Raw genomic sequence first — 24495 nt, forward strand, 5'->3', positions numbered from 1 at the left:
TATTTGGTCGCTGGGGACAGGCTCCGCAGACTGGGGAATTTGCAATTGAGCCAGCAGGGAAGTCAGTTCTTCCATCAAGCTTGCATCGTCGCTGTCTTCTGCCGATTCGCCTTCTTCTAAAAGTTTGATTCGATCGCCGTGATTTTGAACAATTTCGACAATCATCCTCAGCAAGGAGGCCAGATTTTCAGTCATGCGTTTAACGTCCTCTAAATTGGGATATTTGGGTTCTGTGTCGGTCTCTCCCGACTGTAATTCACCACTTTGTCGGCTTGGATCAACTTTTTCAGCACTTCCGCCAGTCCAGTCGGTAAGAAACCCCCGGGTATCAGTGCCTTTCCCGCTATACGTTAGTTATTGGGCCGCTTGCGTTTAGCCCTGGCAGGTGTCGCCAGCTTTACTACATATCCAAGAGTTCAAAACCTTTGCTCTCAAGACTCTGCGCAAACTGGTGCATCATCGCAGCGCCAGCGGCCAAAGTTTGGAGAGAAATCTGTTCGTCACTGGTCGCAAGTTCTGCGACCCGGTTACCGGTACAGTGACAACCGAGGTTTTGCAAAAATTTATCGCAAGGTTCCTCGCAAAATTCGTCGCCTAATTCCCCTGACGGTGTGAGTATGTCCGCTTCAGGGTTCCAGCCGAGTTCCAGCACTTTGTAAGTTTCAGAATCTTGGTTAAACAAGTTTTGAAGTTGCTTGGCCACGTCGATCGCAATTTTCGCAAATTCACTAAGCGGCGGAAGTTCTACAAATGCCGCTGGTAGCATCTGCATATCGTTTACTTCTTGGGCATACTTTTCTAAGTCGGGTGCTTCCATCACTCACTCCTCATCCATGATGACTATCTCTGCCGCTTCAGTTGGGTGAACCGGTTCTTCTTCGGACTTGAGCTCTCGTCGAACCCTGTTAAAGAATCCTGTAGCGTCTGCTGGATGAGTTTCCTCAGAGTCCGGAGTCTCTGGCGAATTTTGTGTTTTTGGTGTGGGTTTCTGTGGTTCAGTCATATATTCCTATGCTTTTAAAATTCGTCAAAAGAATATGGTGATGGTGGTGGTCTCAGCTTTTTTTGCCGGCGGGAGACGCTTGCAAAAACTTTGTGAGGTTCACAGCTTTCCTCCGGCTTCTGCCAGCCGAGTTCGAGCACTTCATGAATGGCACTTTCGGGATTGAAGCTTGATTGAATTTGCTTGGCTGCTGCGATCGCACTTGGGAGTAGTGGGTGGTGTTCTATTGCCGGATTTGCCGCCGTGACGATTTGAACGAGAGTAACCAAGGCGAGCGCCTGGTCTGCTGGCAGTTCGATCGCCGCTGGAGGCAGCGACTCAATCTCGTCCATTTCTGCGTGGTGCCTGTCAATGAGTTCGTCAGCGTAGGACTGTAGAGGGTCTGTCATTTGTTAACAGCCTCCCTAAAGGCTTTTCCCGCCGAAAAAGTCGGCACCCTGGTGGCGGGAATTTGAATAGTCTCACCAGTTTGGGGATTGCGCCCCTCCCTGGCAGATCGCACTTTCGGCTCAAAGGAACCAAAGCCGACCAGGGTTACTTTGTCGCCATCGGCAACCACTGCCATGACGATTTTGAGCAAAGCTTTTACAGCATCTTGAGCTTGCGTCTTGGTTAGATTGGCTTCATCCGCTACTTCTTGAATAAGTTCGGCTTGGTTCATTAGTTGATCGGGTGTTGGTTGCTAGTAATTGGCTGTTGTTGGGCCTGCGACTACTTCGGTTGGTCTACTTGATTAGAAAAATCTCCACCTGTTCGATATTTGACTTTCCGTAAATGGATTGTTGCAAATTCGATCAGCTGCCAGGCCTCAAATAAGTGAGCCTGCGACTGTGCATCAGTTTCTCCTGGAAGTTGGTCGGCAATCCAGGCTCCTATCTTAGTGAGTTCGATCCATTGTTCTGTAAGTGTTTTTTCATTAGTCGATCGGGTATTAGTCATTGGTAATGGTCAGTTAGGCCGCCGTCACCACCCGACGACCTGTCGGAATTTACCGATGGTGCGGTTGCTTGTTAGTTTTGTCGCCCTCGCATTAGATCGTGCCTCCGTTTCAAAATTCGATAATCCTCGGGTAAATCCTCAATCCTTTCTATCCCTAGTTCGGAGGCGATGAGCTTGAGATCGAGCAGACTGTAGTCATCTGAAAGTCCGGTCACATCTATTCGCATAGATTTGGCTAGAGATTTCAATGAAACCCCAAGTGCTTTAGCTACCAACGTGGCGCTATCTAATTTGGGACTGTACTTGCCGGCAACCCAAGAATTAATAGTCACTTCAGCAATGCCAGAGTCCCTACTTAACTGTCTTTGATTGGTGCCAGCTTGCTCGATCAGTCCTTTCAATGTGATTTCTGGGTCGTTGATGTGGTCGTTGATGTCTGGATTCATATTAGCATGAATCCATAGCTCACTATTGACACAGTGATAAGTCCATAGTACGCTATGGATAGGTAGATACAACAAGGTCTTTGGCTCACTGAACTGGTTTTGCCAAATCTCTAAGTTGAGTCTCCCACGTTGAACGCATTGCATACCCAACGGGTGGGATTACCCTCTCACCCTCTCTAGAGAAATATGATGTACACGCTCGAAGAACTGAAACGAAAGAACTTCGCCGAGCTCAAACAAATCGGAGATGAGCTTAATGTGTTCCCAGAGGGCGATCGGCGTTACCGCCAAACTTGGATTGATGCCATTGTTGGCGTCAATTCCCCACTGCTGCAAGTGCTAGAAGTTTCCCCCGCGGAGGAAGTTCAAGCCCAGGAGAAGCAAGTGCTGGAAGTTTCCCCCGCGGAGGAAGTTCAAGCCCAGGAGCAGCAAGTGCTGGAAGTTTCCCCCGCGGAGGAAGTTCAAGCCCAGGAATGGGTAGACACCGAGCCACCAAATCGAGAAGATTATGAATTTCGCGAAGAGTACGATGAGGCTCTCAAGGAATGGCGGACTGCAACAAACCAGGAGGCACCGCTGGAATCCAAGTTTGGCCGCATCGTTTACCCCAAACCGGCCGAAGAGCCGATCGCACAAGCGGCCAAAACTTCCCCCGGTGTTGATGTCGATTACATCCAAGCGCAACTCGAAGAGCCGCTTCTTGAATCTTCCCCAGGAGCTTGCGATTGCCCGTTCTGTGGCGCTCAGCATGGGCTGTTTACAACTAGAGATCACATGGATAGATTCGTAACCCGCTGCCTGCACTGCGCTTACAGCAGACTCAAAACTTATCCCGGTGCAATTAGAACGTTAGCTCAGGAGTCGGTACTACCATCCAAGCCTGGTGGGACTTTTTGCAAGCTGGCTGCTAAGCCGACCGAAAATTCCCCCGGTGTCAAGGTCCATTACGTTGAGGATGTTTTGCCCGATTGCGTTGTGTGTTTCGACGACAAATATATTGAAGATGCCTCGGGTCGCTTTTTTAAATGTGTTCACTGCACTGAGCAAAAAGTGAGCCAAATTGCGATCGCACAGGCGGCCAAAACTTCCCCCGGTGTCAAACCCGATCAGAATCCGGTCTTGACTGGCATCGCTCTTTCTGATAGGTTTCTCGCCACTTACCCGCCATACTTTGGCGAAGTTCACTGCAAGGCAGAAGTCACCGGGCAACTCAACTTGCTCGAACCGGACATCGAAGACGAACCCCCAGACCCGGACGATTTTGAATCCCTCGATGCGTTCCGCGAGGCGATCGCACGCTGGGACTGGGAACATCCAAGCAGCTTAGATCATTTCTCCGATCTTTTACCAAGCTCCGTGCAGAACGAGCCAAGCTCCGTGCAGAACGAGTTGCCGCTGCAAGTATCGCTTGATTCGTTTTGCCTGTGGGCCCATTGCCCCGCTGACTGGTATGAGCCGGCCGTTTTACTCGAACTCTCCAAAGTGTCGGAACTGTCGCCGACCTGCGAAAGTTCCATCACTTTGGACTTTTTTATTCCGACTTTTGGCAGTTTGGGCGATCGGTTCAACGGAAGCGACGAACCGCCCGACACAGGGATTTTCGCCCGATTGCCTAAGCCGAAGCCCCCCAAATTTCCCCCGCAAGCAGTGAGTTGGGCACAAGTCAACCACAAGTCAACCACAAGTCAACCACAAGTCAACCACAAGTCAGCACAAGTCAGCAGGCATCCTGAAACTATCTCGAAGCTATTTCACCGCGTCGCCGCTGGCAGTAGCACCCAGCCGGCTCGATCGCCTCCGGGAGGTGATGATTAATTTGCATAAGAGTTCAACAATGACGTATTTGTAATCCTGCTTCTGAACCGTTTGTGCGATCGTCAATCGAACCGGCGATCGCTTCCTCTCTACCAACTACTAAATTTTTCAACTCTCGTGAATCTCGTACACATTTACTGTGATGGTGCTTGCTCGGGGAACCCTGGCCCAGGCGGTTGGGCTGCCCTCCTGACAATTCCAGATACATCAATCAAAAAAGCATTTACTGGCGGAGTACACAAAACCACTAATAATCGTATGGAATTGACCGCTGCAATCCAAGGTTTGAAAGCTTTGAAAGCACCTTGTAAAGTTGAACTATTTTCCGACTCAACTTACGTCTGTCACACCATGTCTCGTAATTGGAAGCAAAATGCCAATCGCGATTTGTGGCAGCAACTAGATGAGATTGCAGCGACGCACGAAGTAACTTGGACTTGGAAACCGCGCAACTCTACCCCAGAACTCTCGGAGTGCGATCGGCTCGCTAAAGAGCAAGTTATTAAGAGCAATTGCTAGTTAATACGATCGCTTCCTTTCTACTAATTACCCACTAACTACCGCAATGATTAACGTTAAGATTACAGCCCCCGTCTTCAAAAAAAACGAGTTTGGATATTTAGAGCGCAAGGCTGACATTCAAATAGCGGGCGATTTCAATAGCTTTTCCGAAGGTTATAAATTTTTGAGAACTCAGATTGATGAACTCCTACAGGAGCAGCAGGCAGAGAATACTCTTTTCCTTGACCATGACAGATTGCAGGAAGAAATCGCTAGCAAGGAAAGGACTCTCCAGCGAATCAACAAAAGCATAGGAATTGCCAGAGAACAATTTCAGCGACTGCAAAACTTCCTCGAACGTCTAGGCATCAACCCTAACGCTTATTCCTTGACTATTGCTGATAAGCCCATAGAATTAAGCACTTCTTCCAGCGTTTGTGCGGAGGTGGTAGACCCTATCTCTTTTGACTTGTTGAATCAGGACGACTCTACAGAAGATGAGTTTTAACCATGGAGATAACCGCTGACTTTAATGATACTTTCTGGGAACCGCCAGAAAGCGAATTTCAACCTCTTTTAGACTTCGAGAATGAAGTGTTGAGCGAGGTTCCGCACAATGATATTTCACTTCTAACTCAGCGCATTAAGCGCTCGTTCCTCGACTACGTGCGCCAAGGCATCATGCTTGAGGCCGTGTGTCGTTACCGCTTATATAAACGGCAATACAGAGACTTTGCCGAATACTGCAAACAGGCTTTAGGGCGATCGCCCTACTACTGCAAGCGCATAATTCAAGCGGCACAAATCTGTTTGCAGCTCATCAAAGCCAAGTTTAGAATCCTGCCCACATCGGTAGCCCAAGCGCTGCCACTCCTTAAGTTTGCCAAAGTTGATGAGTACGGCGAAGGCCAACTGGAAGACAAATGGCAAACTGTCATTGACGAGAACCCACCCGAATCAATTACGGCTATCAAAATTGCCGAAACTCTCGACGAAGACCCAGAGGGCCGAGCCAAGCAAGTTCGCATTGGCGGCAAAGCTTACCAGTTGCTGCAAAAGAAAGCATTAGAAGCGGGGATGACAGTTTCTAAGTATCTGGAAAGGCTAATCAAGGGCGAACCGCTCGACGAGGAACCACCTGACGATATAGAGGGGACGGAGCTGACACCCGAAAAAGAAGCGATTTGTGATCGGGCAGAAGCTTTCGTCAAAAAAGCTAAGCCCGCTAGGCGAGGATTTGCTATCAAAAAGCTATCACGACGCCATCAAAAAGCTATCAGTGCCAGCAGCGGTAGATCCGACCAAGTGTCGGACTCATCGTAATTTCTAAACCATCATGAACAATCCAAACGAGGATTCGGCGAAATTTCCCTCAGCGAGGCCTGAAATCACAGCGGAAATAGTGGCGCTCGACTGCCTAATAGCAGATTTAATTTTAAAATGCCAGGGCAGCGCGCGTGAACTCGACAATTTAGTGGGTGTACTAGACAACCATCTAGCAGCCTGTGAAGTGGAGCGAGACAATCTGCTAGGGCTTGAAAGCGAGCAGCCTTTGACAATGACGGATTTACCAATAATTGAGCAAAAAATGATTTTTGGGTCTGGTTTGTTTTCCGCTTTTTTGTTGGAAGCGGTCGCCCAACTTACTCAAACAGATCCAGAGTTGCTAGGGGAGAGAATATCTGAGAAAGTCAACGAACACATGGCTGAAATTTCGCCCGATGAAATTACCAACACTTTAAATAGGTATCTTATAAAGCACGCAGAAGCCCTGGAGGAATACCACAAGAAATTTCTAGTACGAATGCAAATAGATAACAATTAGTCAAAAAAGACAAGCAGTTGATTATTAACCGCTTGCCTCCGAACTCGTGTTTCACTATCACACATAACAGCCTACCATGAAAGCCAACGTTCAAACTCAACGCATTGCCGAGCTAATCAAGTCAGCCAAGCAGCAGTTCGGCGATTTCAGTGAAGTCAAAAAGCAAGAAATCTTTTTAACAATCAAGGAAGCTAAAGCTAGAGGATTGTTGCGGAAACAGCCCCCAGACCGATGCTTAAGCAATTATGTCAACGCTGCCAACCACCTATTAAGAAGCTACGCAACGGATGAATTTGCAGCGGCATTAAATCAAAGTCTTGATTATATATATGTGTACGTCGCCCTAGTCGGCACCAATTCCATCACCGTTACCGCCTGACGAGTGCTGTTTCGACTCGGCGGCCGAAACTCCCCCTTAATAATGGGGAGTCGCGGGATGAGTCGCAAGACAAGTGGCGCTTTAAGACGGAAATTAGCTTAGTTGCTATTAGCAATTCGTAAGCGCCAGCCCGCTTTATCAAACCGGACAAATAAACGAGCCTTAATCAGTGAAGTAAGCATTAATTTGCTTTTGGGAGATTCGTAGGCTCTTTTGTCCTTTCAACCCTTTCTCTCCCTAAACTAAATGAAATATTTAATCGTAGGCATCGACGTTAGTCGGTCGTCCATTGCCGCGTGCTTTATGCTGGAAAAACCCAGCAACCCCCGTGATGATTATTTTGATGCCGACATCGAAGTATTTCACTCGAACATTGAAAATTTGAATCGACTTAAGACAAAAATCGAAAGCTTCCAAGCGGACAAAGTGGTGGCTATTTGCGAACCAACCGGGATGAATTACGCGCGACTGTGGATGAACAAGCTTAGCGACTGGGGCTGCGAGGTCAGGATGATTTCCAACAGCAAGCTGCCTAACTACAGGGCAGAACTCATGGGAAAAGAAGGCAAGAGCGGGGCAAAGACTGATGACATTGACGCCTTTGCGATCGCCTGCTGGTACTTCGACAAACCCGAAACCAGCTACCTCAAAATCCGCGACCCATTAGTTAATCAGATTAAGGGCATCTGCCTGCGGCTCGAACATCTCAACCGATTGCAGACCCCCATCGTCAACAGAATGAGACAGGAGCTAGCGTGGCAATGCCCAGAGGTTGCTTTAGTGCGATCGGCAAAACTGCAAGACGACGTGCCGCCACTGCTATGGGGTTGGCTGGCTGGGCGGCGAAAGTCGAAAAAGTACGATCGCATTTTGGAAGCGACGATCGGCTCTGGCATCGAGCCTCAAACTCGCTGGGCGGCCAAGCAATACTGCGAAATCGAAGAAGAAATGTTCAAACTGAAAAAGCAGTTGGTGCAACTGATTGACCATCCCCAGTTCGAGAAATATCGGCAGATTTTTACAAAGTTCGGCTTTGGCTACCAGCTCCAGGGATACTTGTTCGGAGCGATTTACCCGATCAAAGACTTCCTCAAGGATGGGCAACCTGAAGTCAAAATCCGCAAGAATCGCCAAACCGGACAGGATTCCAAGTTAAAATTGTCCGAGCGCCGCTTCATGCGAGCCGTCGGGATGGGTGTTGTGCGGGAGGACAGCGGCCAGAAAAAAAAGGGTAAACAGTCGGGCAGCGCGCTCTGTAGAAAAGCACTCTGGCAATGGTGCTTTACTCGGCTGGAGGTGGCCCGGAACAATCCGCCGCTGCAATTCACTTATGGGCAGGGGGAAAATTTAGAAAAGATGTCACCGGCTGAAAACTTAAGACGACGGAAAAAGGGTGGCACTCCGGTCAAGCTAGCTCGCCAGCGCGTAATAGCCCGCTGCATTCGCGAGCTTTTTAAAGAATTGTGCAGCATTGTCAAAATCTAAAATCTAAAATCTAAAAGACCCCCAGGAGTAATCTGTCTGCGGGTCTTTTAATCGGTCAAAAAATGTTTACAGTGAATTGCTTTCGGCGGCTTCAATATTATTGACCTTCCCGAGTTAGCATCGCGGCTGCAAATTCCTTGCGTTGCTGTCATGCGCCGCCAACCAGATTTAGCTGCTGTTGAAAAAGCCCTCCGCTATTTACCCGACTCGGAATACCGTTTAGAATTGTTGCGCCGCGCTGGTATAATTTACGCTTTTGAACCTTTCTTTTTTCAAGTGTGCGGCGAACAACCAGAAGTAATAGCGAGGGTGCTCCAGCGTTTGACAGACACTGGTAAAGTTCCTGAAGCTTTGCGTTTGGCTCATTTGATTGGTGCGGCTGTAATTACTGGGGTTAGCGGCAGTTCTGCTTGAATTATTGTTAAGAACGGGCTCTTTGGCCCGTTCCACAAACAGTAATTTTTTTGTGGGGGTTGACCGGAGATCCGGTTAAGAACGGGCAAGATGCCCGTTCCACAAAGAGTAAATTTTCTTGTGGGGTGGGCAGGAGAGCCCGCCCATGAAAGGCTGATTGACAAGGGTTCAATATCTCTGTTTATACTCGCTTACTTAGATAATCTCGCCGTCTATTTCACCGAAGTCGATTTTAGTTCCCACCGCCAAATTCAGGGCACTTTCAGGTTCTACCATTTTTAGATCGCCTTGAATGTCTGTAGCCCACCAAGCGCGATCGCACAAATTTGTCAATTCTAACGAAAGCTCGTCACTCGATCGAGAATTGACTGTAGCAACAACACCGTTAGAGGCGATAGCTTTTAAACTCGGTATGTCAGAGGTGAATAGTTGAGTTCCCGCAGTTAGAGGAATAACTCGACTGCCTAATTTCAGAAAAAATGGACTCCTAGTAAAAGAATTGGCTGCGGATTTTTCTGCTATAGTAGCAGGCGGAACCTGAACAGAAGTTGCAGCGGGCAAGTCAGAGTTTCCTACTGTAATTGTACAGTTGCCGATTTTCTTTTGGTCGCCCGATCGCAAATAACTCACCGCCCCGCTATCAACATTCTCGCAAACAATTCGACCTGCTTCCAATTGAAACCGCATAGCCAAGGGCGAAACATTAGGAATGCAGATAATAGACAAATTTTCATCACTGCCAAAAGTGATGGGTTCCGAGCCCAGAGTGAGAGTGCGATTTGCTCCGGTATCGTAACTAATTACCAGCCAAGCTTTGTTGAACAAAGTTTCGGCTACAACTAGCATAATTCCAATCCAAAAACCGATCGCAGCACAGCCAGCTAAACGGCCCGCCGTACCGGATAAATTGTAAGCAAACAGAATAAACAAACAGCCGCCCAACACACCCCCAACACCGCCGCCTCCCATGCCGCGAAGCGCTCCCAAATTAGGAATCCGCTGTGCGAGTCCAAGTCCTAACAAACTGCCAGCTATTCCCCAGCAAATTACTCGCAATAATTCGTTGTCTCCCTCGCCAATCCCGCTGTAAATAGCTTCGGCGATCGCCCCAGAAATGGCTCCTGCTATTAAACCAAACACTCCGCCATTTTTTAAAGCCTGTTTAAATTGAGGCTTGCCTTTGATATAGTAATAATAGCCCAACATGATAGCAGTAGCAATGCCACCGCCTACTAACCCAAACCAGCGAGCTGTGGACAATACACGGTCAGGAAAAGATGCCGAACCAGTGAGTCGCTGCATGAAAGGTTCGGTGATTAGATTGCCGGCGAAACCGCCGACTGCACCGCTAATGCCAAACTGCAAAGCTTTTTTAAGGGCTGATAGATTTCTTTTCACGGGCACCAAATTAAAAGTGAGAGTCAAGTCTAGCTACAAGCTCGAAAATCACGATTTCCGACGATCTGATATCTGGCAATATTATCAAGAACAGGCTTCCCTAGCCTGTTCCACAAACACAAAGAGTGAGTTTTTTTGTGGGGAGTAGGGTTGGGCAGGTGCCAAGGAGTGTCAACTTAAGCTTTTAGTCCGCCAGTCCTCCCACCCGGCAGTCCGCCAGGGAATGAATTCCCTGTCTAATAGCTAAAGTCCTCTAAAAGAGGACTGAATAATTCATTAGTCCTCTTTTAGAGGACTTTCGCTTTGAGGCAGGGGTTTCAACCCCTGACGGACTGACGGACTATCGGTTTTACCTTAAGTTGACACTCCTTGGGCAGGAGATCCCGCCGCTCCAAGACTTATTCAGAATGGTGCTCTTCGGTGATACGATCGCACATCTCCCCCCATCTCCCGCTTCCCTCCCTCTCAGGGCCAAGCCTTGGAACCTCGCGCCCTCGCCCGTCACCACTCCCCCGCGAGGCATAGATAGCCTGCAACCCTTGCTGCGAGGTAATTTGAGATGGTTTTTTCCTGTTAAATTTTAACTTCTGTGACCCAAGCGAGGGCCCAAATATGAAAAGGAATATTACAAACTATTACAGTAACACTCAGAATGTGAACATAATGCCTCAAAATACTTGCGAGAGGTAGTTGCGTCAGAGGAGCAATATCCTTACTAACTGCCGGACAGTCACTCGATCGCCACTAAGTGGCCTGCTGCAATCTCGATCGTAAATTAAAGATCGCATCAGTCATTTGTGGTATTGTAAGCGACAGGCTTAGTGCGGGCACTCACAAGCGCACCGGCGTGAAGAACAAGCGCCGTCAAACAGCGAAGGCAGGCTGCAGCCAACAACTTTAACAGTTGCTGACTGTGGAAAGTCCAGCCTTCCCCGTCAAAGCTCCTGCCCGAGCATGAAAGGTAAGGGATGCAAGCGCCCCCCCGTCGCTAGCTCAGCGCAGAGCAGTTCGTATAGCAAAATATCCAGCGGGTACACACAAGATGAGTATCGTCACCAAATCAATCGTCAACGCAGACGCCGAAGCTCGCTACTTGAGCCCAGGTGAATTAGATCGGATCAAGAGCTTTGTCACCTCTGGTGAACGCCGCGTCCGCATCGCCCAAATTTTGAGCGAATCCCGCGAACGCATCGTCAAGTCAGCAGGCGACCAACTTTTCCAAAAGCGCCCTGATGTTGTTTCTCCCGGCGGCAACGCTTACGGCGAAGAAATGACCGCAACTTGCTTGCGCGACCTCGACTACTACCTGCGTTTGATCACCTACGGAATCGTAGCTGGCGACATTACTCCGATCGAAGAAATCGGTATTGTCGGCGTCCGCGAAATGTACAAATCTCTCGGCACCCCGATTGAAGCCGTCGCCGAAGGCGTTCGCGCTATGAAAAGTGCAGCAAGTTCGCTGCTGTCTGGAGAAGACGCTTCCGAAGCTTCCTCTTACTTCGACTACGTTATCGGTGCGATGCAGTAAGGAATTGCGATTTTAGATTTTCGATTTTAGATTGAAGAATTGGGCGTTACTGGTAACAAGCTAAAAGCTTTTGCAGATAAAGGGCCACTTAAAAATCTCAAATCCCAAATCCCAAATCCCAAATTCTAGCTCCAAAATTGGACTGACTCAGCCACTTTCTAGGAAACAAGACAACCATGCAAGACGCAATTACCGCCGTTATCAATTCCTCTGACGTTCAAGGTAAGTACCTCGACATCAGCGCTCTAGACAAGCTCAAGAACTACTTTGCTTCTGGCGAACTGCGCGTCCGCGCCGCTACAGCCATCAGCTCCAATGCAGCTACAATCGTCAAAGAAGCAGTTGCTAAGTCTCTGTTGTACTCTGACGTAACTCGTCCCGGCGGCAATATGTACACCACTCGTCGTTATGCAGCTTGCATCCGCGACTTGGACTACTACCTGCGCTACGCCACCTACGCCATGCTTGCTGGCGACCCTTCCATCCTCGATGAGCGCGTGCTCAACGGTTTGAAAGAAACCTACAACTCCTTGGGCGTACCCATCGGTTCTACCGTACAAGCAATCCAAGCAATGAAAGAAGTCACCGCTGGTTTGGTCGGTTCTGACGCTGGTAAAGAAATGGGCGTCTATTTCGACTACATCTGCTCTGGCTTGAGCTAAGACTCAGGAAGAAGGAAGAAGGAAGAAGGAAGAAGAAGGAAGAAAGAAAAATATTTATTTCTTGCCTCTTTTAACTTTTAACTTTGGACTTGTTACCTTTGGCTTTGAAAAGAGGTCAGGGAAGTTGAGAGTGATTGCTAGACCGTCAAAGGCTGGTCGAGAAAGCCCGACGAGTTTTAACGAGCTAGTTTTGACTCCTAACTCCCTGCCTTCAATCTTTAAAAAATCCATCTAAAAATCAGTAAACCTACTCAGGAGTTAGTTTCCCATGAGAATGTTTAAGGTGACTGCTTGCGTCCCCAGTCAAACTCGCATCCGCACTCAGCGCGAATTGCAAAATACCTATTTTACTAAGCTGGTTCCTTACGATAACTGGTTCCGGGAACAGCAAAGAATTATGAAAATGGGCGGCAGAATTATTAAAGTGCAACTGGCTACGGGTAAGCCCGGAGCTAATACCGGTTTACTTTAAGTCCCAGGCTGGATTAGTAGAGGGGTAAGAGGTCGCGATCGACCTCTTTTTTGTTTGTTATGATTTTAGCTAATAACTATAAGACTTATGCACTTGTTGTCATCAACCCGGTTGCTTCGTAAATTTCTCGTTGCTAACCCAAGATTTGGCTTAGAAACCGGGTTGATGGCTGTAATTCTTAAACTAACGACTAATGGCTAATGACATTCGACGCTTCATTCCATTTTTTGACCCCAGCGCGTCTCAATGGGCCGCTGAGGCTCGCTGGCTGAGGTGGCTGACTTTTCTGTGGCTGTTTGTAGGGCTGACAGCTTTGTTTTCGGCTTCCTATCCCATTGCAAATTCTGAATTTGGAGACGGCCTTTATTATTTTAAACGACAGCTAATCGCAGTGGCGATCGGGCTGGCCGGTTTTAACTTGATGGTATACTCCCCCCTGCGCTACCTGCTGAAAACAGCTCAGTTAGGCGTCCTGTTGCTGCTGGGATTGCTCTGGTTGACCTTAGTTCCGGGAGTGGGAACCAGCATCAACGGGGCGACTCGCTGGATATCTCTGGGCCCGGTTCCGATTATTCAACCTTCTGAGTTGATAAAGCCGTTTTTCATTCTCCAAAGCGCCCGCATTTTCGGCAACTGGCCCCGGTTGACGAATAAAGTTCGCTTTACTTGGCTGGGCATTTTCGGTGCAATGCTGTTGGGAATTTTGTTGCAGCCGAATTTAAGCACCACGGCTTTGTGCGGGATGACTTTGTGGTTGGTGGCTTTGGCGGCGGGCTTGCCTTACTTGCAGTTGGGCGCAACGGCTATGGGGGGAATGCTTTTAGCGGTTTTAAGTATTAGTTTTAGGGAATATCAGCGCCGCCGGATTATGTCTTTTCTCAATCCTTGGGCGGATCCGATGCAAGACGGCTATCAGTTGATTCAAAGTCTGCTGGCTGTGGGTTCTGGGGGGATTTGGGGTGTGGGTTTGGGGATGTCGCAGCAAAAGTTATTTTATTTGCCGATTCAGTACAGCGATTTTATTTTTGCTGTGTTTGCTGAGGAGTTTGGTTTGGTGGGAGGTTTCTCACTGTTGCTGATGTTGGCGGCTTACGGTACGGTGGCTTTGAGGGTGGCGACGCGGGCCCGGAATCTTGAGTCTCAGTTGGTGGCGATTGGGGTGATGGTGGTGATGGTGGGACAGTCGCTGCTGAATATTGGGGTGGCGACGGGGGTTTTACCGACTACGGGTTTGCCTCTGCCGTTTTTTAGTTACGGCGGTTCTTCGATGTTGGCGAGTTTGTTGTTGTCGGGGTTGCTGATTCGGGTGGCTAGGGAGAGCTCTGAGGCTGATGTGGTTTCTTTGGACCGCCTCCGGGGGAAGCCGGGAAAGCCGAAGTTGCGATCGAACAACGGCAATACACAAACTGAATAATTTGTCAATAGCAAACACACCGGATTAACTTCCAGGCTCTGCCTGGGAACCAATCCCCAGAGGAAGAGCCTCGATTCTGGCTGGGGCAAATTGGAGGCCCAGCCTCCGGATCTGCGTTACCAGGCAGAGCCTGGTAACGAGTAATAACGAGTAATAGCTGATAAAAACTAACGATCGACTATTTCCGCCCGTCACCCTTATTTGGCGGTTCTTCTTGTTGTTCTTGAGGTTTAGCTGTGATGTCAGTTAATTCTTTTTTGTCGGGTTTTGGTGTTTCTGGAGTTGAGTTAGCCATTGAGTTTTTCCCTAAATAGATGCACCGCTTAATGATATCTTTTCCGGCTACAAATGTATGGCTGTAGATAGGGGGAGGAAAATCTAGACAGACAATTTTGATGCAATTCGATTTGGGCTTTAATATGAGACAGCATTATGTATATGAAAATGGCTGTCGCTTGCTATACTGCTGGAGGGTTGCAGCCAAACAAATCGGAGGCGGAGGCAAAAACACCTTTGGTAAGAATTAAATGCCGAAAGGGCATCTCGAACGATTAACCCTTGCTGCTGCAATTTTCCCAGCATTCGCGTTACAGTTACCAGAAAGAATTGGTTTAAAGCCCAAAGCCCGATCGGGAGAAATTAAAAGAAGACTATTCATTACTCCAATCCTCTTCCTTCCAGTTAGAGGTCGCTATCTTGCGGTCAACAGTCAACAGTCAACAGTCAACAGTCAACAGTCAACTGAACCGCGTCGTGCAAATCGCATTAGCAATATCTTGATGTGTCAAGCGGATGCTCAAACCAGAGGCCTGTCAAAAGTTATGAAACTGCAAAACATGGGATTGTCGGCACTGATCTCAATCTTAGCGGCGCTGACTGTAGGCGAGTTTCGGTTGATCCCTAATCCTCAATTTAAAATCATCAATTCTCAGGCCTTGGCTCAAACCCAAGCTCAGCAAGCCGAAGCAGACCGACTGTTAAAGGAAGGGATTCAGCAGTATGATATTAGTCAATTTCAAGTTGCATTGCAGTCTTGGCAACAGGCACTAATAATTTATCTAGAAATTAAAGACCGCCAAGGCGAAGGGTGGGCTCTGGGAAGTCTGGGAATTGCTTACCATTCCCTCGGCGACTACGCCAAAGCGATCGAGTACCAACAGCAGTCGTTGGCGATCGCCCGAGAAATTAAAGACCGCGAAAGCCAGGGGTGGGCTCTGGGAAGTCTGGGAATTGCTTACGATTCCCTCGGCGACTACGCCAAAGCCATCGAGTACGCTCAGCAGTCGTTGGCGATCGCCCGAGAAATTAAAGACCGCGAAAGCGAGGGGACAGCTCTGGGAAATCTGGGAAATGCTTACCGCAACCTCGGTGACTACGCCAAAGCGATCGAGTACGCTCAGCAGCAGTTGGCGATCGCCCGAGAAATTAAAGACCGCTACAGCGAGGGAGTGGCTCTGGGAAATCTGGGAAATGCTTACCGCAACCTCGGCGACGGAGCCAAAGCCATCGAGTACTCTCAGCAGTGGTTGGCGATCGCCCGAGAAATTAAAGGCCGCCAAAGCGAGGGGGGAGCTCTGGGAAATCTGGGACTTGCTTACTTTTCCCTCGGGGACTACGCCAAAGTCATCGAGTACGCTCAGCAGCAGTTGGCGATCGCTCGAGAAATTAAAGACCGCCAAAGCGAGGGGGCTGCTCTGGGAAATCTGGGAATTGCTTACTTTTCCCTCGGGGACTACCCCAAAGCGATCGAGTACGTTCAGCAGTCGTTGGCGATCGCGCGAGAAATTAAAGACCGCGAAAGCGAGGGGAAAGCTCTCGGAAGTCTGGGAAATGCTTACCTTTCCCTCGGCGACGGAGCCAAAGCGATCGACTACGCTCAGCAGTGGTTGGCGATCGCCCGAGAAATTAAAGACCGCCAAAGCGAGGAGACGGCTCTCAACAATCTAGGATTCGCTCTCTCCCAATCTGGCAATCTCCCAGCAGCAGAGAAAACCCTACTTGATAGTATTAAAGTTTCGGAATCTCTCCGTGCTGGATTAGGCGATGCCAATAAAGTGTCAATCTTTGAAACTCAAACTAACCCCTACCTCACTTTACAAGAAGTCTTCACTGCTCAGAAAAAAACTAATGACGCTTTAGAAATTGCCGAACGGGGTAGAGGCCGAGCTTTTGTGGAGTTACTGGCATCTCGCCTTGCCCCATCTGCATCTGTCCCAATTACTATCAACCCCCCCAATATCCAGCAAATTCAACAAATCGCTAAAGAGCAAAACGCTACCCTCGTCGAGTATTCCATTATTAGGAATGAAGCCCTCTATATATGGGTCATCAAGCCGACTGGTGAAATTACCTTTCGCTCCGTTGACCTCAAATCTCTCGACATCAACCTACCCTCCGCCAGCGAAGAGACAAGAGTATCTGCTGCTACCGGGAGGAGAGGATTAAACGAGCAAGATACAGCCTTAGCTGAGATGATTCGCGGCACTCGCGATGCTCTGGGTGTATGGGGGGATACTGTCAATAAACAAACAGCTAATCCTCCTACTTCTACGACTGCTAATTCTCGGATAATCTACCCCAAATTACAGCACACTTATCAACTACTCATTCAACCTATTGCCGATCTTTTACCTACTGATCCGAATGCTCCTATCATTTTCATTCCCCATCAATCCCTGTTTTTAGTTCCCTTTGTCGCCTTACAAGATCCGACTGGTCAATATTTGATTGAAAAACATACCATCCTCACTGCTCCCGCCATTCAAATTTTGCAGTTCACCCGCCAATCACGGCAAAAAAACCGACAACTTTCTCTCCAAAATAACCTCGTCGTCGGCAATCCAATTATGCCAAAAATAGGCACCCCGCCGCGCCAATTAGCTCCCTTACCGGGCAGCGGACAGGAAGCAATTACAATTGCCCAACTTCTGAAAACTCAAGCAATTACAGGCTCTCAAGCGACTAAAGCATCGATTGTTAAACAGATGCTAAAAGCCCGGATTATTCATCTGGCAACTCACGGATTACTCAATGAAGTGAAGAGCAGAGATTTACCGGGAGCGATCGCCCTGAGTCCATCAGGAAATGATGACGGGTTGCTGACTTCGAGCGAAATCTTGGATTTAAAATTAAATGCTGAATTAGTGGTATTAAGTGCTTGCAATACTGGCAGAGGAAAACTCACAGGCGATGGCGTGGTTGGGTTATCTCGTGCTTTAATTAGTGCTGGAGTTTCTAGTATTATCGTTTCTCTGTGGTTAGTGCCCGATGCTGCGACAGGGGAATTAATGGCAGAATTCTATCGCCAGTTACAGCAAAACCCGAATAAAGCTCAAGCTTTGCGGCAAGCAATGCTGATGACAATGAAGATGCACCCAAATCCTCAAGATTGGGGGGCGTTTACGCTGATTGGCGAAGCAGAATAAGATTTTTTTCTGCCCTTGCTACACTGCTTGAGGGTTGCAGCCAAACAAATCAGACGCGGAGGCAAAAACATCTTTGTTAAGTATTAAATGCCGAGAGCCATCTCGACTGATTAACCCTTGCTGCTGCAATTTTCCCAGCATTCGCGTTACTGTTACCCGCGTCGTGCAAATCGCATTAGCAATATCTTGATGCGTCAAGCGGATATTCAAACGAGTTCCCTCAACCACAGGCTGACCGAAGTCCTGTTGCAATAATAGCAGTAGCTGATACAAACGGTCATCTACTCGCCGCTGTCCGGCGATCGCTAAAATTGCTTCCATTTGCCGCAGCCGCCGTACCATTTGAGGCAGCAACTCGTGAGACAATTGAGGAGAAGCTTCGATTTCCACCATAGAATACCACATCAAATAAACATCCGATGTCGCCGTAGCTTGGTAAGTCTGCAAGCTTGTCAACCACAAACCGAAGCACATCGAAGGCCCAACCCAACCCAAAAGTCCTTCTTCCCCGTTTGGATAAAGCGTACTCAGTTGTGCTAAACCTTGACAGACTCGCCACAGGCCTTGCGACATCATAGGAATGCTTTCGCCCTTGGCATAAAAATGCAAGTTTCGAGTCGCTCCTGTGTTATGCTGGATTTCCGCTAAAAGTGCTTTGGATGTTGGTGGCATATCCCTTATTTCCAGCTAAAAAACATTTGTCTGAGGCCTACGCCTCTCACTCTAAACGACAAAGGTAAAGGTTTGGTAATCGTCTGGTTACCGACAAGATAAGCTTTAGTCATTAGTTGTTAGTCATTAGTCATTAGTCATTAGTCATTAGTCATTAGTTTAGGACTTATGCACCGGTAGCCATCAACCGGGTTTTTTAGATTAAAGACACGGGCTTAAAAGTCTCTAACTCGGTTAAAAAACCCGGTTTATTTCTTCGGAGTGCGTTCAGGACTATAGTTATTAGTTATTAGTGGTTATTTGTTAGTTGTTATAAAATGACTGAGAACACGGTGGCTTGTAAAAAATAAATGTACTCGTTATTCCGGGCATCTTAAATAAATATTTAAGTGGAAGAATGAATCAGAATATTTGTTAATAAATAGTTGGTCGCTCAAGGTTTTATAGAAAACAGAGGCGAGGAAGGAAGTTCGATCGCATCCAAGGGCCCGCCGAGTCAACTACTGCTATCTGCTGCCACAACCTTCAAGAACTTCTAAAATAGTTCAAGAAGGTATCAAAAGACAAAGTAAGGTTTTTCATGGCCGATCAATTAATTCGCGCTACAGCCGCAGAGGGCGGAATTCGCGCTGTAGGCGTCATTTCCACCCGCCTCACCGAAGAAGCAAGACGGCGGCACAAGCTCTCCTACGTGGCTACAGCCGCCCTCGGCCGCACGATGTCGGCAGGGCTGTTACTCGCCTCCAGCATGAAACGGCCAGAATCGAGAGTCAACATTCGCATCAAAGGAGATGGGCCGCTGGGCGGACTTCTGATTGATGCGGGACTCGATGGAACGGTTCGAGGTTATGTGGACAATCCCGAAGTGGAACTGCCGCCCAATGCTAAAGGCAAACTCGATGTCGGCGGAGCAATAGGTGACGGTTATTTGTACGTGGTGCGGGACGTTGGATACGGCTTCCCTTACTCAAGTACGGTAGAATTGGTTTCCGGCGAAATTGGCGACGATCTGAGTCACTATTTGGCAACCTCGGAGCAGACGCCTTCGGCTCTGGTTTTGGGGGTGTTTGTGGGGGCGGCCGGGGTACAAGCGTCTGGGGGTGTGCTGTTGCAGGTTCTGCCGAAGGCGGCAACGGACGAAAAACTCGTGCAAACTTTAGAATCTAGAGTGGCTGCACTGTCGGGCTTTACGCCGCTGCTGCGCTCGGGCAAAACGCTGCACGAGATTCTCGAACAGTTATTGGGAGATATGGGCCTGGAAATTTTCCCGGAAACTCAGATGGTGCGCTTTCACTGTGGCTGTTCGTTCGATCGAGTTTTGGGAGCTTTGAAACTGTTGGGCGAAGCGGAACTCCAAGACATGATAGAAAAAGATGGGGGGGCTGAGGCTACGTGCCATTTCTGCAACGAGGTTTACCAAGCTAGCAGCGATCAGCTTGCGGAACTGATCGGCGATTTGCGATCGAACTCCGGTTCTTGAGACAATAATTGGTAATTGGCAATCATGAGTGCGAGTTGGGGATTGAGGCCTTGACCAATTGCCAATTACCCATTATCAATTACCTAATCACAAAATTTTAATTTTTGCGATTTGGCGAGATCCTCTTGTAGTCTTTCGCCTGCAGGAATATTTAAAAGTGATGAATACATTCTATAAAGCAGTCAATAGCAGCGATCGCTGTTTTGAAATAATTAAGACAGGCTGATTGTTGTGTGTGGTGAGGATATGAGTCAAGAGCGCAAAACACCAGGCCGTTGGTCTGCATCAGAATCCTTGGAGTCAACAAAGGATACTTCGTCGCTGGTGAAGTTACCAGCAAGGAAAAACCGGGCCCAACGACTTAAAGAGCTCCGTGAGTTGGTTACTTCGGGAAAACAGCCGGGAGGGCATCTGGAACTACCGCCGAATTTGTCTGAGGAAAACTCGCAGCCGCCGGAGGAACACAATCAGTTGTGGCGAACCTGGCCTGCGAAGTGGCAGTTTTGGCTGGCTGTGAGTTTGATGCTGTCGGTGGGTATGGGGTTTGTGGCAATTGCCTCTTTGCTCAACCTGACCACGCAGTCGAATTGCTCAAAGATGTTTTGGCCGACGGCTTCTGCTAACGATCGCTTTTTTTGTGCTCAACAAGCAGCAAGCAAGCGGACGGCGGATGATTTGCTGTTGGCGATCGAATTAGTGAATGCTTTGCCACAAGACCATCCGCTGCGACCGAGAATTAACACTCAAATCGATCGGTGGTCAGAGGATCTTCTCAGGCTCGGAAATGTTAGTTTTCAAGAAGGAAAGCTGGAGGAGGCGATGGCGATAGCTCGCAAGGTTCCTAGAAACGTTCCCGCTTACCCGACGGTGGAAAAGCAGATTGAAAAGTGGCAGTCGATATGGAGCGATGCAGAGAAAATTTACCGCACGGCCGAAGACCACTTGCGTCAGGAAGAGTGGACCCTGGCTTTCCGCCAAGCTACTCTGCTTTTGGATTTGGGAAATACTTTCTGGGAATCGGCTAAGTACGAGGAATTGACTAAGCTAATTCAGACGACTCGGGCTGAGGGCAATAAGTTGGTAAAAGCCCGGAATAAAGCAGCAGAGGGAGGTCTAGACAATCTGGTGCTGGGGATTAAGCTGGCTCAGGGAATTGGTCAAAACAGTTATTTGTATCAAGCTTCCAATAAGGCGATCGCGGAATTTAGCAAGAAAATTATGGAGATCGCCCAAAAACGCTTGCAGGCAGGGGATTGGCAGCAGGCGATCGCGATCGCTAACAAGATTCCCGACACTGCAAATTTAAAGGAAGAAGTTGAGGATTTTAACCAGTTGGCGAATGCTACTTCTCAGGCTTTGACTGGCTCTGTTGAGGGTTTCTCCAAGGCCATCGAGATTGCTGAAAATTTGAAGTCGGGCCGCCCTTTGTACAAACAAGCTCAAGATTTAGTCGGCCGCTGGCAGCAAGAAATAGCTGATGTCAAAGTTTTGGATATGGCAAGCAGGCTGGCGGCGCCGGGAGGGGTAAAGGATTTGAGGGCTGCGATCGCGCAATTGCAAACAGTCCCGGAATCAAATCCCCGCTCCCAGGAAGCTCTCCGTCAAATTAGCAGCTTGAGCCGTCAAATCGAGCTGCTGGAAGACAGTCCGTTTCTGCAAAGGGCGAACGATTTAGCAAGTACGGGCGATCCGAATTCTCTGGAGGCCGCCGTTGCTCAAGCTTCTCGGATCTCTAGAGGTAGGGCGCTTTACGGGGAAGCTCAAACCAAAATTCAAGCTTGGATCGAGAGGAGACAGCGGCTTGTTGACCAGCCGTTGTTGGATAGAGCTCAGCAGTTAGCCGCGGGCGGCAATTTGGCGGGGGCAATAGAGATGGCCCGCCGGATTCGATCGGGACGGGCGCTTTATGAGGAAGCTCAATCGAACATTCGGACTTGGGAGGCTCAATTTGAGGGCGAGCAAGGTTTGGAGAGCGCCCGTCAGACCGCCCGAGCGGGGACTGCGGACGCTCTGCAAAGGGCGATTGTGCTGGCTCTTCAGGTACCCGAGTCGAGTTCGCTCCGGTGGCAGGCGACTGAGGCGATTGATGAGTGGAGCCAGCGGATTTTGGCGCTTGGTGTGGAACAGTCGTCGTCGGATCTGGCAGGGGCGATCGCGACTTTGAAGAAAATTCCCTCGGGCACTCGGGCTTTTGAGCAAGCTCGATCGCAAATCAAAGTTTGGGAGGAGTCGCTGAACCCTCCCGATGCTGAAGTTCCCCCTCCCGAGCCCCCCGAAACAGAGCCACCTCGCAGGTCTCCAAGTCGGTAAATTTGAGGGTGAGAAGCTGCTAACTAATGGGACTTAGACGTTTTAAAGCGGCCAAAAACCTCTCCCTTGCAAGGGAAAGACGTCGATGACCTAAAAATGCCTGAAACCCTTGTAAATACTAGATTTATGCCCATTAGAGCCAAAAGTCTCTTTCTATCTAGGTTTGAAGCAATTTTCGCCTCTGTTTTGGTCTAAGCCCCGCTAATATCTTTACTTATCTGTAGAAGGGAACCCAAAATGAAAACGCCCAAGCAAGTGCTCCAAGACTGGGTTTCTGCTTATAACGCTCGTGACCCTCACGCCCTGATCGAGCTTTACCACGACGATGCAGAGAACCATCAAGTTGCCTTTGGCGATCCTCTAAACGGGCGTGAGGCATTGCTTGAGAGTTTTGTTGCCTTCTTCCAAGCTTTTCCAGACAATTACACGCACGTTGAGAATTTGTTTGAGGATGGCGAGTGGGCGATCGTCGAGTGGAGTGGCGGCGGCACATTTCTAGGTGAGTTTGGTGGCAACCTACCAACTGGCAAAAGTTTTACCCTGCAAGGCTGTGGCTTCTTTCATGTTGTTGAGGGCAAAATCCATTTTCAACGCGGTTACATAGACAAGCACACTTGGTTCATGCAGCTTGGGTTACCGATATCATAAGCTTCCAGTTGTGCAACTGTACAATTATTTCGCATCAAGTCTTTGCTGACGAAAACCTGCGTTGCAGCTAGATACTACCGAAAATAGGCTAACTTGCTTGCTCAACATGGGGCGGGGAGTTTAAACCCCCGTCTCATATCAATTCCCGTTGTATCGGAATGATTAAACCACAGAGGGCACAGAGGACACAGAGAAAGAGAAGAGAGAGATAATAATTCCGATGTTAACGGATTTGATATCACAGCTTGCATTCGGTTAAAACCGACTAAGAATTCATCAATTGCCACCGGATTTGACAAGATATCCTTAATAGTTAATCGCCAACATTTAAAAATTGGTAAATAAATTCTTTGTATTCCTCTTTCACGGGCAGCTCTTCATCGACTTTGAGTCGCCGCCGCACTGCCACAACTTCTTTGCCTTCGATCGGGTTATAACCTAGTTTATCGTATTTTTCCCAATACAATCCCGTTCCCCGGCGCTGCCAAGCCGGCAGTTCGTTAAAATTAATTCCGTTTTGAAACAGCAATTCGTTTTTGAAAGCCACCGATTGTTTATCTAATATAACTGCTGCATTTTCACCCGTTTCGCCATTTTTTCGCAGCATCCAATAACTCCAGCCATTCAAAGCGCAGCGCGCTGCATCTGCTTGGCGCCACAGAAAATAATCTACTACTTGCGATTTGTTGGCTGCGGAACAAATGCGGCTGTCAAAATTGACAGCAGTTTGGGCGGCGCGAGTGAAAGTTGCACTTGCAATACTGGCAGAAATAGAGACAATTTTTTCTAAGCTGCGGTCAATCGATTTTAGATTTTAGATTTTAGATTTTAGATTGGCCCCACGGATAAATGCGGGGGCTTGAGGATTTTAGATTTTCGAAAAGGGATTGATTCCACGGATAAATCCGGGGGCTTGTACCACCTTTAAAATTCTTTGTCAAATAAATCCCAATCAGGAGGAAACAAAACTGAGATTTCGTCACTTTCGGTATAAGCGTAAATGCCGTCTAGTTCTGACAGGATCGCTTTGGCAGTTTCCACCATTAATTCGTGGAATTTTAAGTCGAAAGGCTTATCAAAACTTGAGGAAGTAAATTTGGAAAAACTGATCCCGTCGGCGCGAATTACTGTGTGAGTTCCCGGCAATAAACGCAGGCTGTGAAAATATTCAAGCTCCCGCATTTTTTTTTCAAATGTCTGATTGTCCATGAATAACTTCCTCTGCGGGCCAGGTTTTTACTTCAAAGGTAAAGTTTTCTGCTATGCGGACCCAAAACAGCCGTGCAAACCCTTCGCCGTAACTAGGCAATACCATTTTTTTTATAGTAGCATAAATTGCTATGTCTGGAACTTGAAATTTGCCCGATCGCTTTTGATTTCGAGCTAAACAGTCGCTGACTGTGGATTCAAAGTAGTAACCGATGATTTGGGCATTATAAGTGCGACCGATATCAATCAGCGGCTTGCGATCGAGAACTTCGGGATTGGTATTGTCAACAGCGACTGAATCACCTGCTTGCAGTGCATTTTCAGTTAACTGAATTTGTCGGCGCGATTTATTTTTATTGTTTCGCATTAAATCTTTGCTGACCAAAACGTGCGTGGCAGCTAAATATTTCCGAAAAAATGTGCTTTTTCCCGATGCTTGCAATCCCATTAAAATGACTAATTCCATGACA

The 24495-nt window shown here is 48.2% G+C and carries 28 protein-coding genes and 1 pseudogene; 16 read left to right on the forward strand and 13 right to left on the reverse strand.

Features of this window, described 5'->3' with window-relative positions; translation table 11 throughout:
- The 7 genes and pseudogenes from QUB56_RS27565 to QUB56_RS27595 all read right to left on the reverse strand — a co-directional run.
- Positions 1-195, reverse strand: a pseudogene (locus tag QUB56_RS27565) (hypothetical protein); the annotation flags it as partial.
- Between the two features lie 205 nt (positions 196-400).
- Positions 401-817 carry a hypothetical protein gene (locus tag QUB56_RS27570; RefSeq protein WP_332959473.1) on the reverse strand — a complete coding sequence of 139 codons (417 nt, stop codon included), beginning with the start codon at positions 815-817 and terminating at the stop codon, positions 401-403.
- Positions 818-820: 3 nt separating this feature from the next.
- Positions 821-1003 (reverse strand): hypothetical protein, encoded by a 183-nt coding sequence (locus QUB56_RS27575; RefSeq protein ID WP_332959474.1) that lies wholly within the window; start codon positions 1001-1003, stop codon positions 821-823.
- Positions 1004-1017: 14 nt separating this feature from the next.
- The gene (locus tag QUB56_RS27580; protein WP_332959475.1) at positions 1018-1392 is read right to left on the reverse strand and encodes a hypothetical protein; all 375 of its coding nucleotides are present in this window, start codon (positions 1390-1392) and stop codon (positions 1018-1020) included.
- Entirely contained in the window at positions 1389-1664 is a 276-nt protein-coding gene (locus QUB56_RS27585) for an HU family DNA-binding protein (protein WP_332959476.1), read from the reverse strand. The genes QUB56_RS27580 and QUB56_RS27585 overlap by 4 nt, the downstream gene beginning before the upstream one ends.
- A 50-nt stretch (positions 1665-1714) precedes the next feature.
- Positions 1715-1942 (reverse strand): hypothetical protein, encoded by a 228-nt coding sequence (locus tag QUB56_RS27590; protein WP_332959477.1) that lies wholly within the window; start codon positions 1940-1942, stop codon positions 1715-1717.
- A 71-nt stretch (positions 1943-2013) separates the two neighbouring features.
- Positions 2014-2388: a helix-turn-helix transcriptional regulator gene (locus tag QUB56_RS27595; RefSeq protein WP_332959478.1), complete on the reverse strand. Its 375-nt coding sequence runs from the start codon at positions 2386-2388 to the stop codon at positions 2014-2016.
- Between the two features lie 186 nt (positions 2389-2574).
- On the opposite strand from QUB56_RS27595, the gene QUB56_RS27600 reads away from it, so the two are divergent.
- The 8 genes from QUB56_RS27600 (at position 2575) to QUB56_RS27635 (ending at position 8807) form a co-directional block, all read left to right on the forward strand.
- Positions 2575-4203, forward strand: coding sequence for a hypothetical protein (locus QUB56_RS27600; protein ID WP_332959479.1), 1629 nt, complete (start codon positions 2575-2577; stop codon positions 4201-4203).
- Positions 4204-4320: 117 nt separating this feature from the next.
- Positions 4321-4722, forward strand: a complete 402-nt coding sequence (locus QUB56_RS27605) for an RNase H family protein (RefSeq protein ID WP_332959480.1) — start codon at positions 4321-4323, stop codon at positions 4720-4722.
- A 46-nt stretch (positions 4723-4768) separates the two neighbouring features.
- The gene (locus QUB56_RS27610) at positions 4769-5212 is read left to right on the forward strand and encodes a hypothetical protein (RefSeq protein ID WP_332959481.1); all 444 of its coding nucleotides are present in this window, start codon (positions 4769-4771) and stop codon (positions 5210-5212) included.
- Positions 5213-5214: 2 nt separating this feature from the next.
- Positions 5215-6027 (forward strand): hypothetical protein, encoded by an 813-nt coding sequence (locus tag QUB56_RS27615; protein WP_332959482.1) that lies wholly within the window; start codon positions 5215-5217, stop codon positions 6025-6027.
- Positions 6028-6040: 13 nt separating this feature from the next.
- Entirely contained in the window at positions 6041-6529 is a 489-nt protein-coding gene (locus tag QUB56_RS27620; protein ID WP_332959483.1) for a hypothetical protein, read from the forward strand.
- A gap of 76 nt (positions 6530-6605) precedes the next feature.
- Positions 6606-6908 (forward strand): hypothetical protein, encoded by a 303-nt coding sequence (locus QUB56_RS27625; protein ID WP_332959484.1) that lies wholly within the window; start codon positions 6606-6608, stop codon positions 6906-6908.
- 246 nt (positions 6909-7154) lie between these two features.
- On the forward strand, positions 7155-8393 hold the full coding sequence (locus QUB56_RS27630; RefSeq protein ID WP_332959485.1) for an IS110 family transposase: 1239 nt from the start codon (positions 7155-7157) through the stop codon (positions 8391-8393).
- A gap of 75 nt (positions 8394-8468) precedes the next feature.
- The gene (locus QUB56_RS27635) at positions 8469-8807 is read left to right on the forward strand and encodes an endonuclease dU (protein WP_332959514.1); all 339 of its coding nucleotides are present in this window, start codon (positions 8469-8471) and stop codon (positions 8805-8807) included.
- A gap of 195 nt (positions 8808-9002) precedes the next feature.
- On the opposite strand, the gene QUB56_RS27640 is transcribed toward QUB56_RS27635, so the two are convergent.
- Entirely contained in the window at positions 9003-10205 is a 1203-nt protein-coding gene (locus tag QUB56_RS27640) for a hypothetical protein (protein WP_332959486.1), read from the reverse strand.
- Between the two features lie 1042 nt (positions 10206-11247).
- Here QUB56_RS27640 and apcA point away from each other — a divergent pair.
- The 4 genes from apcA (at position 11248) to QUB56_RS27660 (ending at position 14281) form a co-directional block, all read left to right on the forward strand.
- Positions 11248-11733: an allophycocyanin subunit alpha gene (apcA, locus tag QUB56_RS27645; RefSeq protein WP_332959487.1), complete on the forward strand. Its 486-nt coding sequence runs from the start codon at positions 11248-11250 to the stop codon at positions 11731-11733.
- 176 nt (positions 11734-11909) lie between these two features.
- Positions 11910-12395 carry an allophycocyanin subunit beta gene (gene apcB, locus QUB56_RS27650; protein ID WP_332959488.1) on the forward strand — a complete coding sequence of 162 codons (486 nt, stop codon included), beginning with the start codon at positions 11910-11912 and terminating at the stop codon, positions 12393-12395.
- Between the two features lie 268 nt (positions 12396-12663).
- Entirely contained in the window at positions 12664-12867 is a 204-nt protein-coding gene (locus QUB56_RS27655; protein WP_006634929.1) for a phycobilisome linker polypeptide, read from the forward strand.
- Positions 12868-13060: 193 nt separating this feature from the next.
- Complete coding sequence (locus QUB56_RS27660; RefSeq protein ID WP_332959489.1) at positions 13061-14281, forward strand: FtsW/RodA/SpoVE family cell cycle protein; 1221 nt, start codon at positions 13061-13063, stop codon at positions 14279-14281.
- 414 nt (positions 14282-14695) lie between these two features.
- Here QUB56_RS27660 and QUB56_RS27665 read toward each other — a convergent pair whose 3' ends face one another.
- Positions 14696-14863, reverse strand: a complete 168-nt coding sequence (locus tag QUB56_RS27665) for a hypothetical protein (protein WP_332959490.1) — start codon at positions 14861-14863, stop codon at positions 14696-14698.
- Between QUB56_RS27665 and QUB56_RS27670 the strand changes: the two genes are divergently transcribed.
- Complete coding sequence (locus QUB56_RS27670; protein WP_332959491.1) at positions 14809-17706, forward strand: CHAT domain-containing protein; 2898 nt, start codon at positions 14809-14811, stop codon at positions 17704-17706. The two genes, QUB56_RS27665 and QUB56_RS27670, sit on opposite strands and share 55 nt — an antisense overlap.
- Before the next feature lie 18 nt (positions 17707-17724).
- Here QUB56_RS27670 and QUB56_RS27675 read toward each other — a convergent pair whose 3' ends face one another.
- Positions 17725-18378 carry a Crp/Fnr family transcriptional regulator gene (locus QUB56_RS27675; RefSeq protein ID WP_332959492.1) on the reverse strand — a complete coding sequence of 218 codons (654 nt, stop codon included), beginning with the start codon at positions 18376-18378 and terminating at the stop codon, positions 17725-17727.
- Between the two features lie 580 nt (positions 18379-18958).
- Here QUB56_RS27675 and hslO point away from each other — a divergent pair.
- The 3 genes from hslO to QUB56_RS27690 all read left to right on the forward strand — a co-directional run bounded on the left by hslO (position 18959) and on the right by QUB56_RS27690 (position 22816).
- The gene (gene hslO / locus QUB56_RS27680; protein ID WP_332959493.1) at positions 18959-19858 is read left to right on the forward strand and encodes an Hsp33 family molecular chaperone HslO; all 900 of its coding nucleotides are present in this window, start codon (positions 18959-18961) and stop codon (positions 19856-19858) included.
- Between the two features lie 246 nt (positions 19859-20104).
- Entirely contained in the window at positions 20105-22168 is a 2064-nt protein-coding gene (locus QUB56_RS27685; RefSeq protein ID WP_332959494.1) for a hypothetical protein, read from the forward strand.
- 237 nt (positions 22169-22405) lie between these two features.
- Positions 22406-22816: an ester cyclase gene (locus QUB56_RS27690; protein WP_332959495.1), complete on the forward strand. Its 411-nt coding sequence runs from the start codon at positions 22406-22408 to the stop codon at positions 22814-22816.
- Positions 22817-23129: 313 nt separating this feature from the next.
- Here the strand turns inward: QUB56_RS27690 and QUB56_RS27695 are convergent, their stop codons facing one another.
- From QUB56_RS27695 to QUB56_RS27705, 3 genes are all read right to left on the reverse strand, one after another.
- Positions 23130-23618, reverse strand: coding sequence for a hypothetical protein (locus QUB56_RS27695; protein WP_332959515.1), 489 nt, complete (start codon positions 23616-23618; stop codon positions 23130-23132).
- A 122-nt stretch (positions 23619-23740) separates the two neighbouring features.
- Positions 23741-24025, reverse strand: coding sequence for a tRNA(His) guanylyltransferase Thg1 family protein (locus QUB56_RS27700; protein WP_332959496.1), 285 nt, complete (start codon positions 24023-24025; stop codon positions 23741-23743).
- Positions 24006-24491 carry an AAA family ATPase gene (locus QUB56_RS27705; RefSeq protein WP_332959497.1) on the reverse strand — a complete coding sequence of 162 codons (486 nt, stop codon included), beginning with the start codon at positions 24489-24491 and terminating at the stop codon, positions 24006-24008. Before QUB56_RS27705 ends, QUB56_RS27700 begins: the two co-directional genes overlap by 20 nt.
- Positions 24492-24495 lie beyond the last annotated feature (4 nt).

Source organism: Microcoleus sp. AR_TQ3_B6 (assembly GCF_036702785.1).
GTDB lineage: Bacteria > Cyanobacteriota > Cyanobacteriia > Cyanobacteriales > Microcoleaceae > Microcoleus.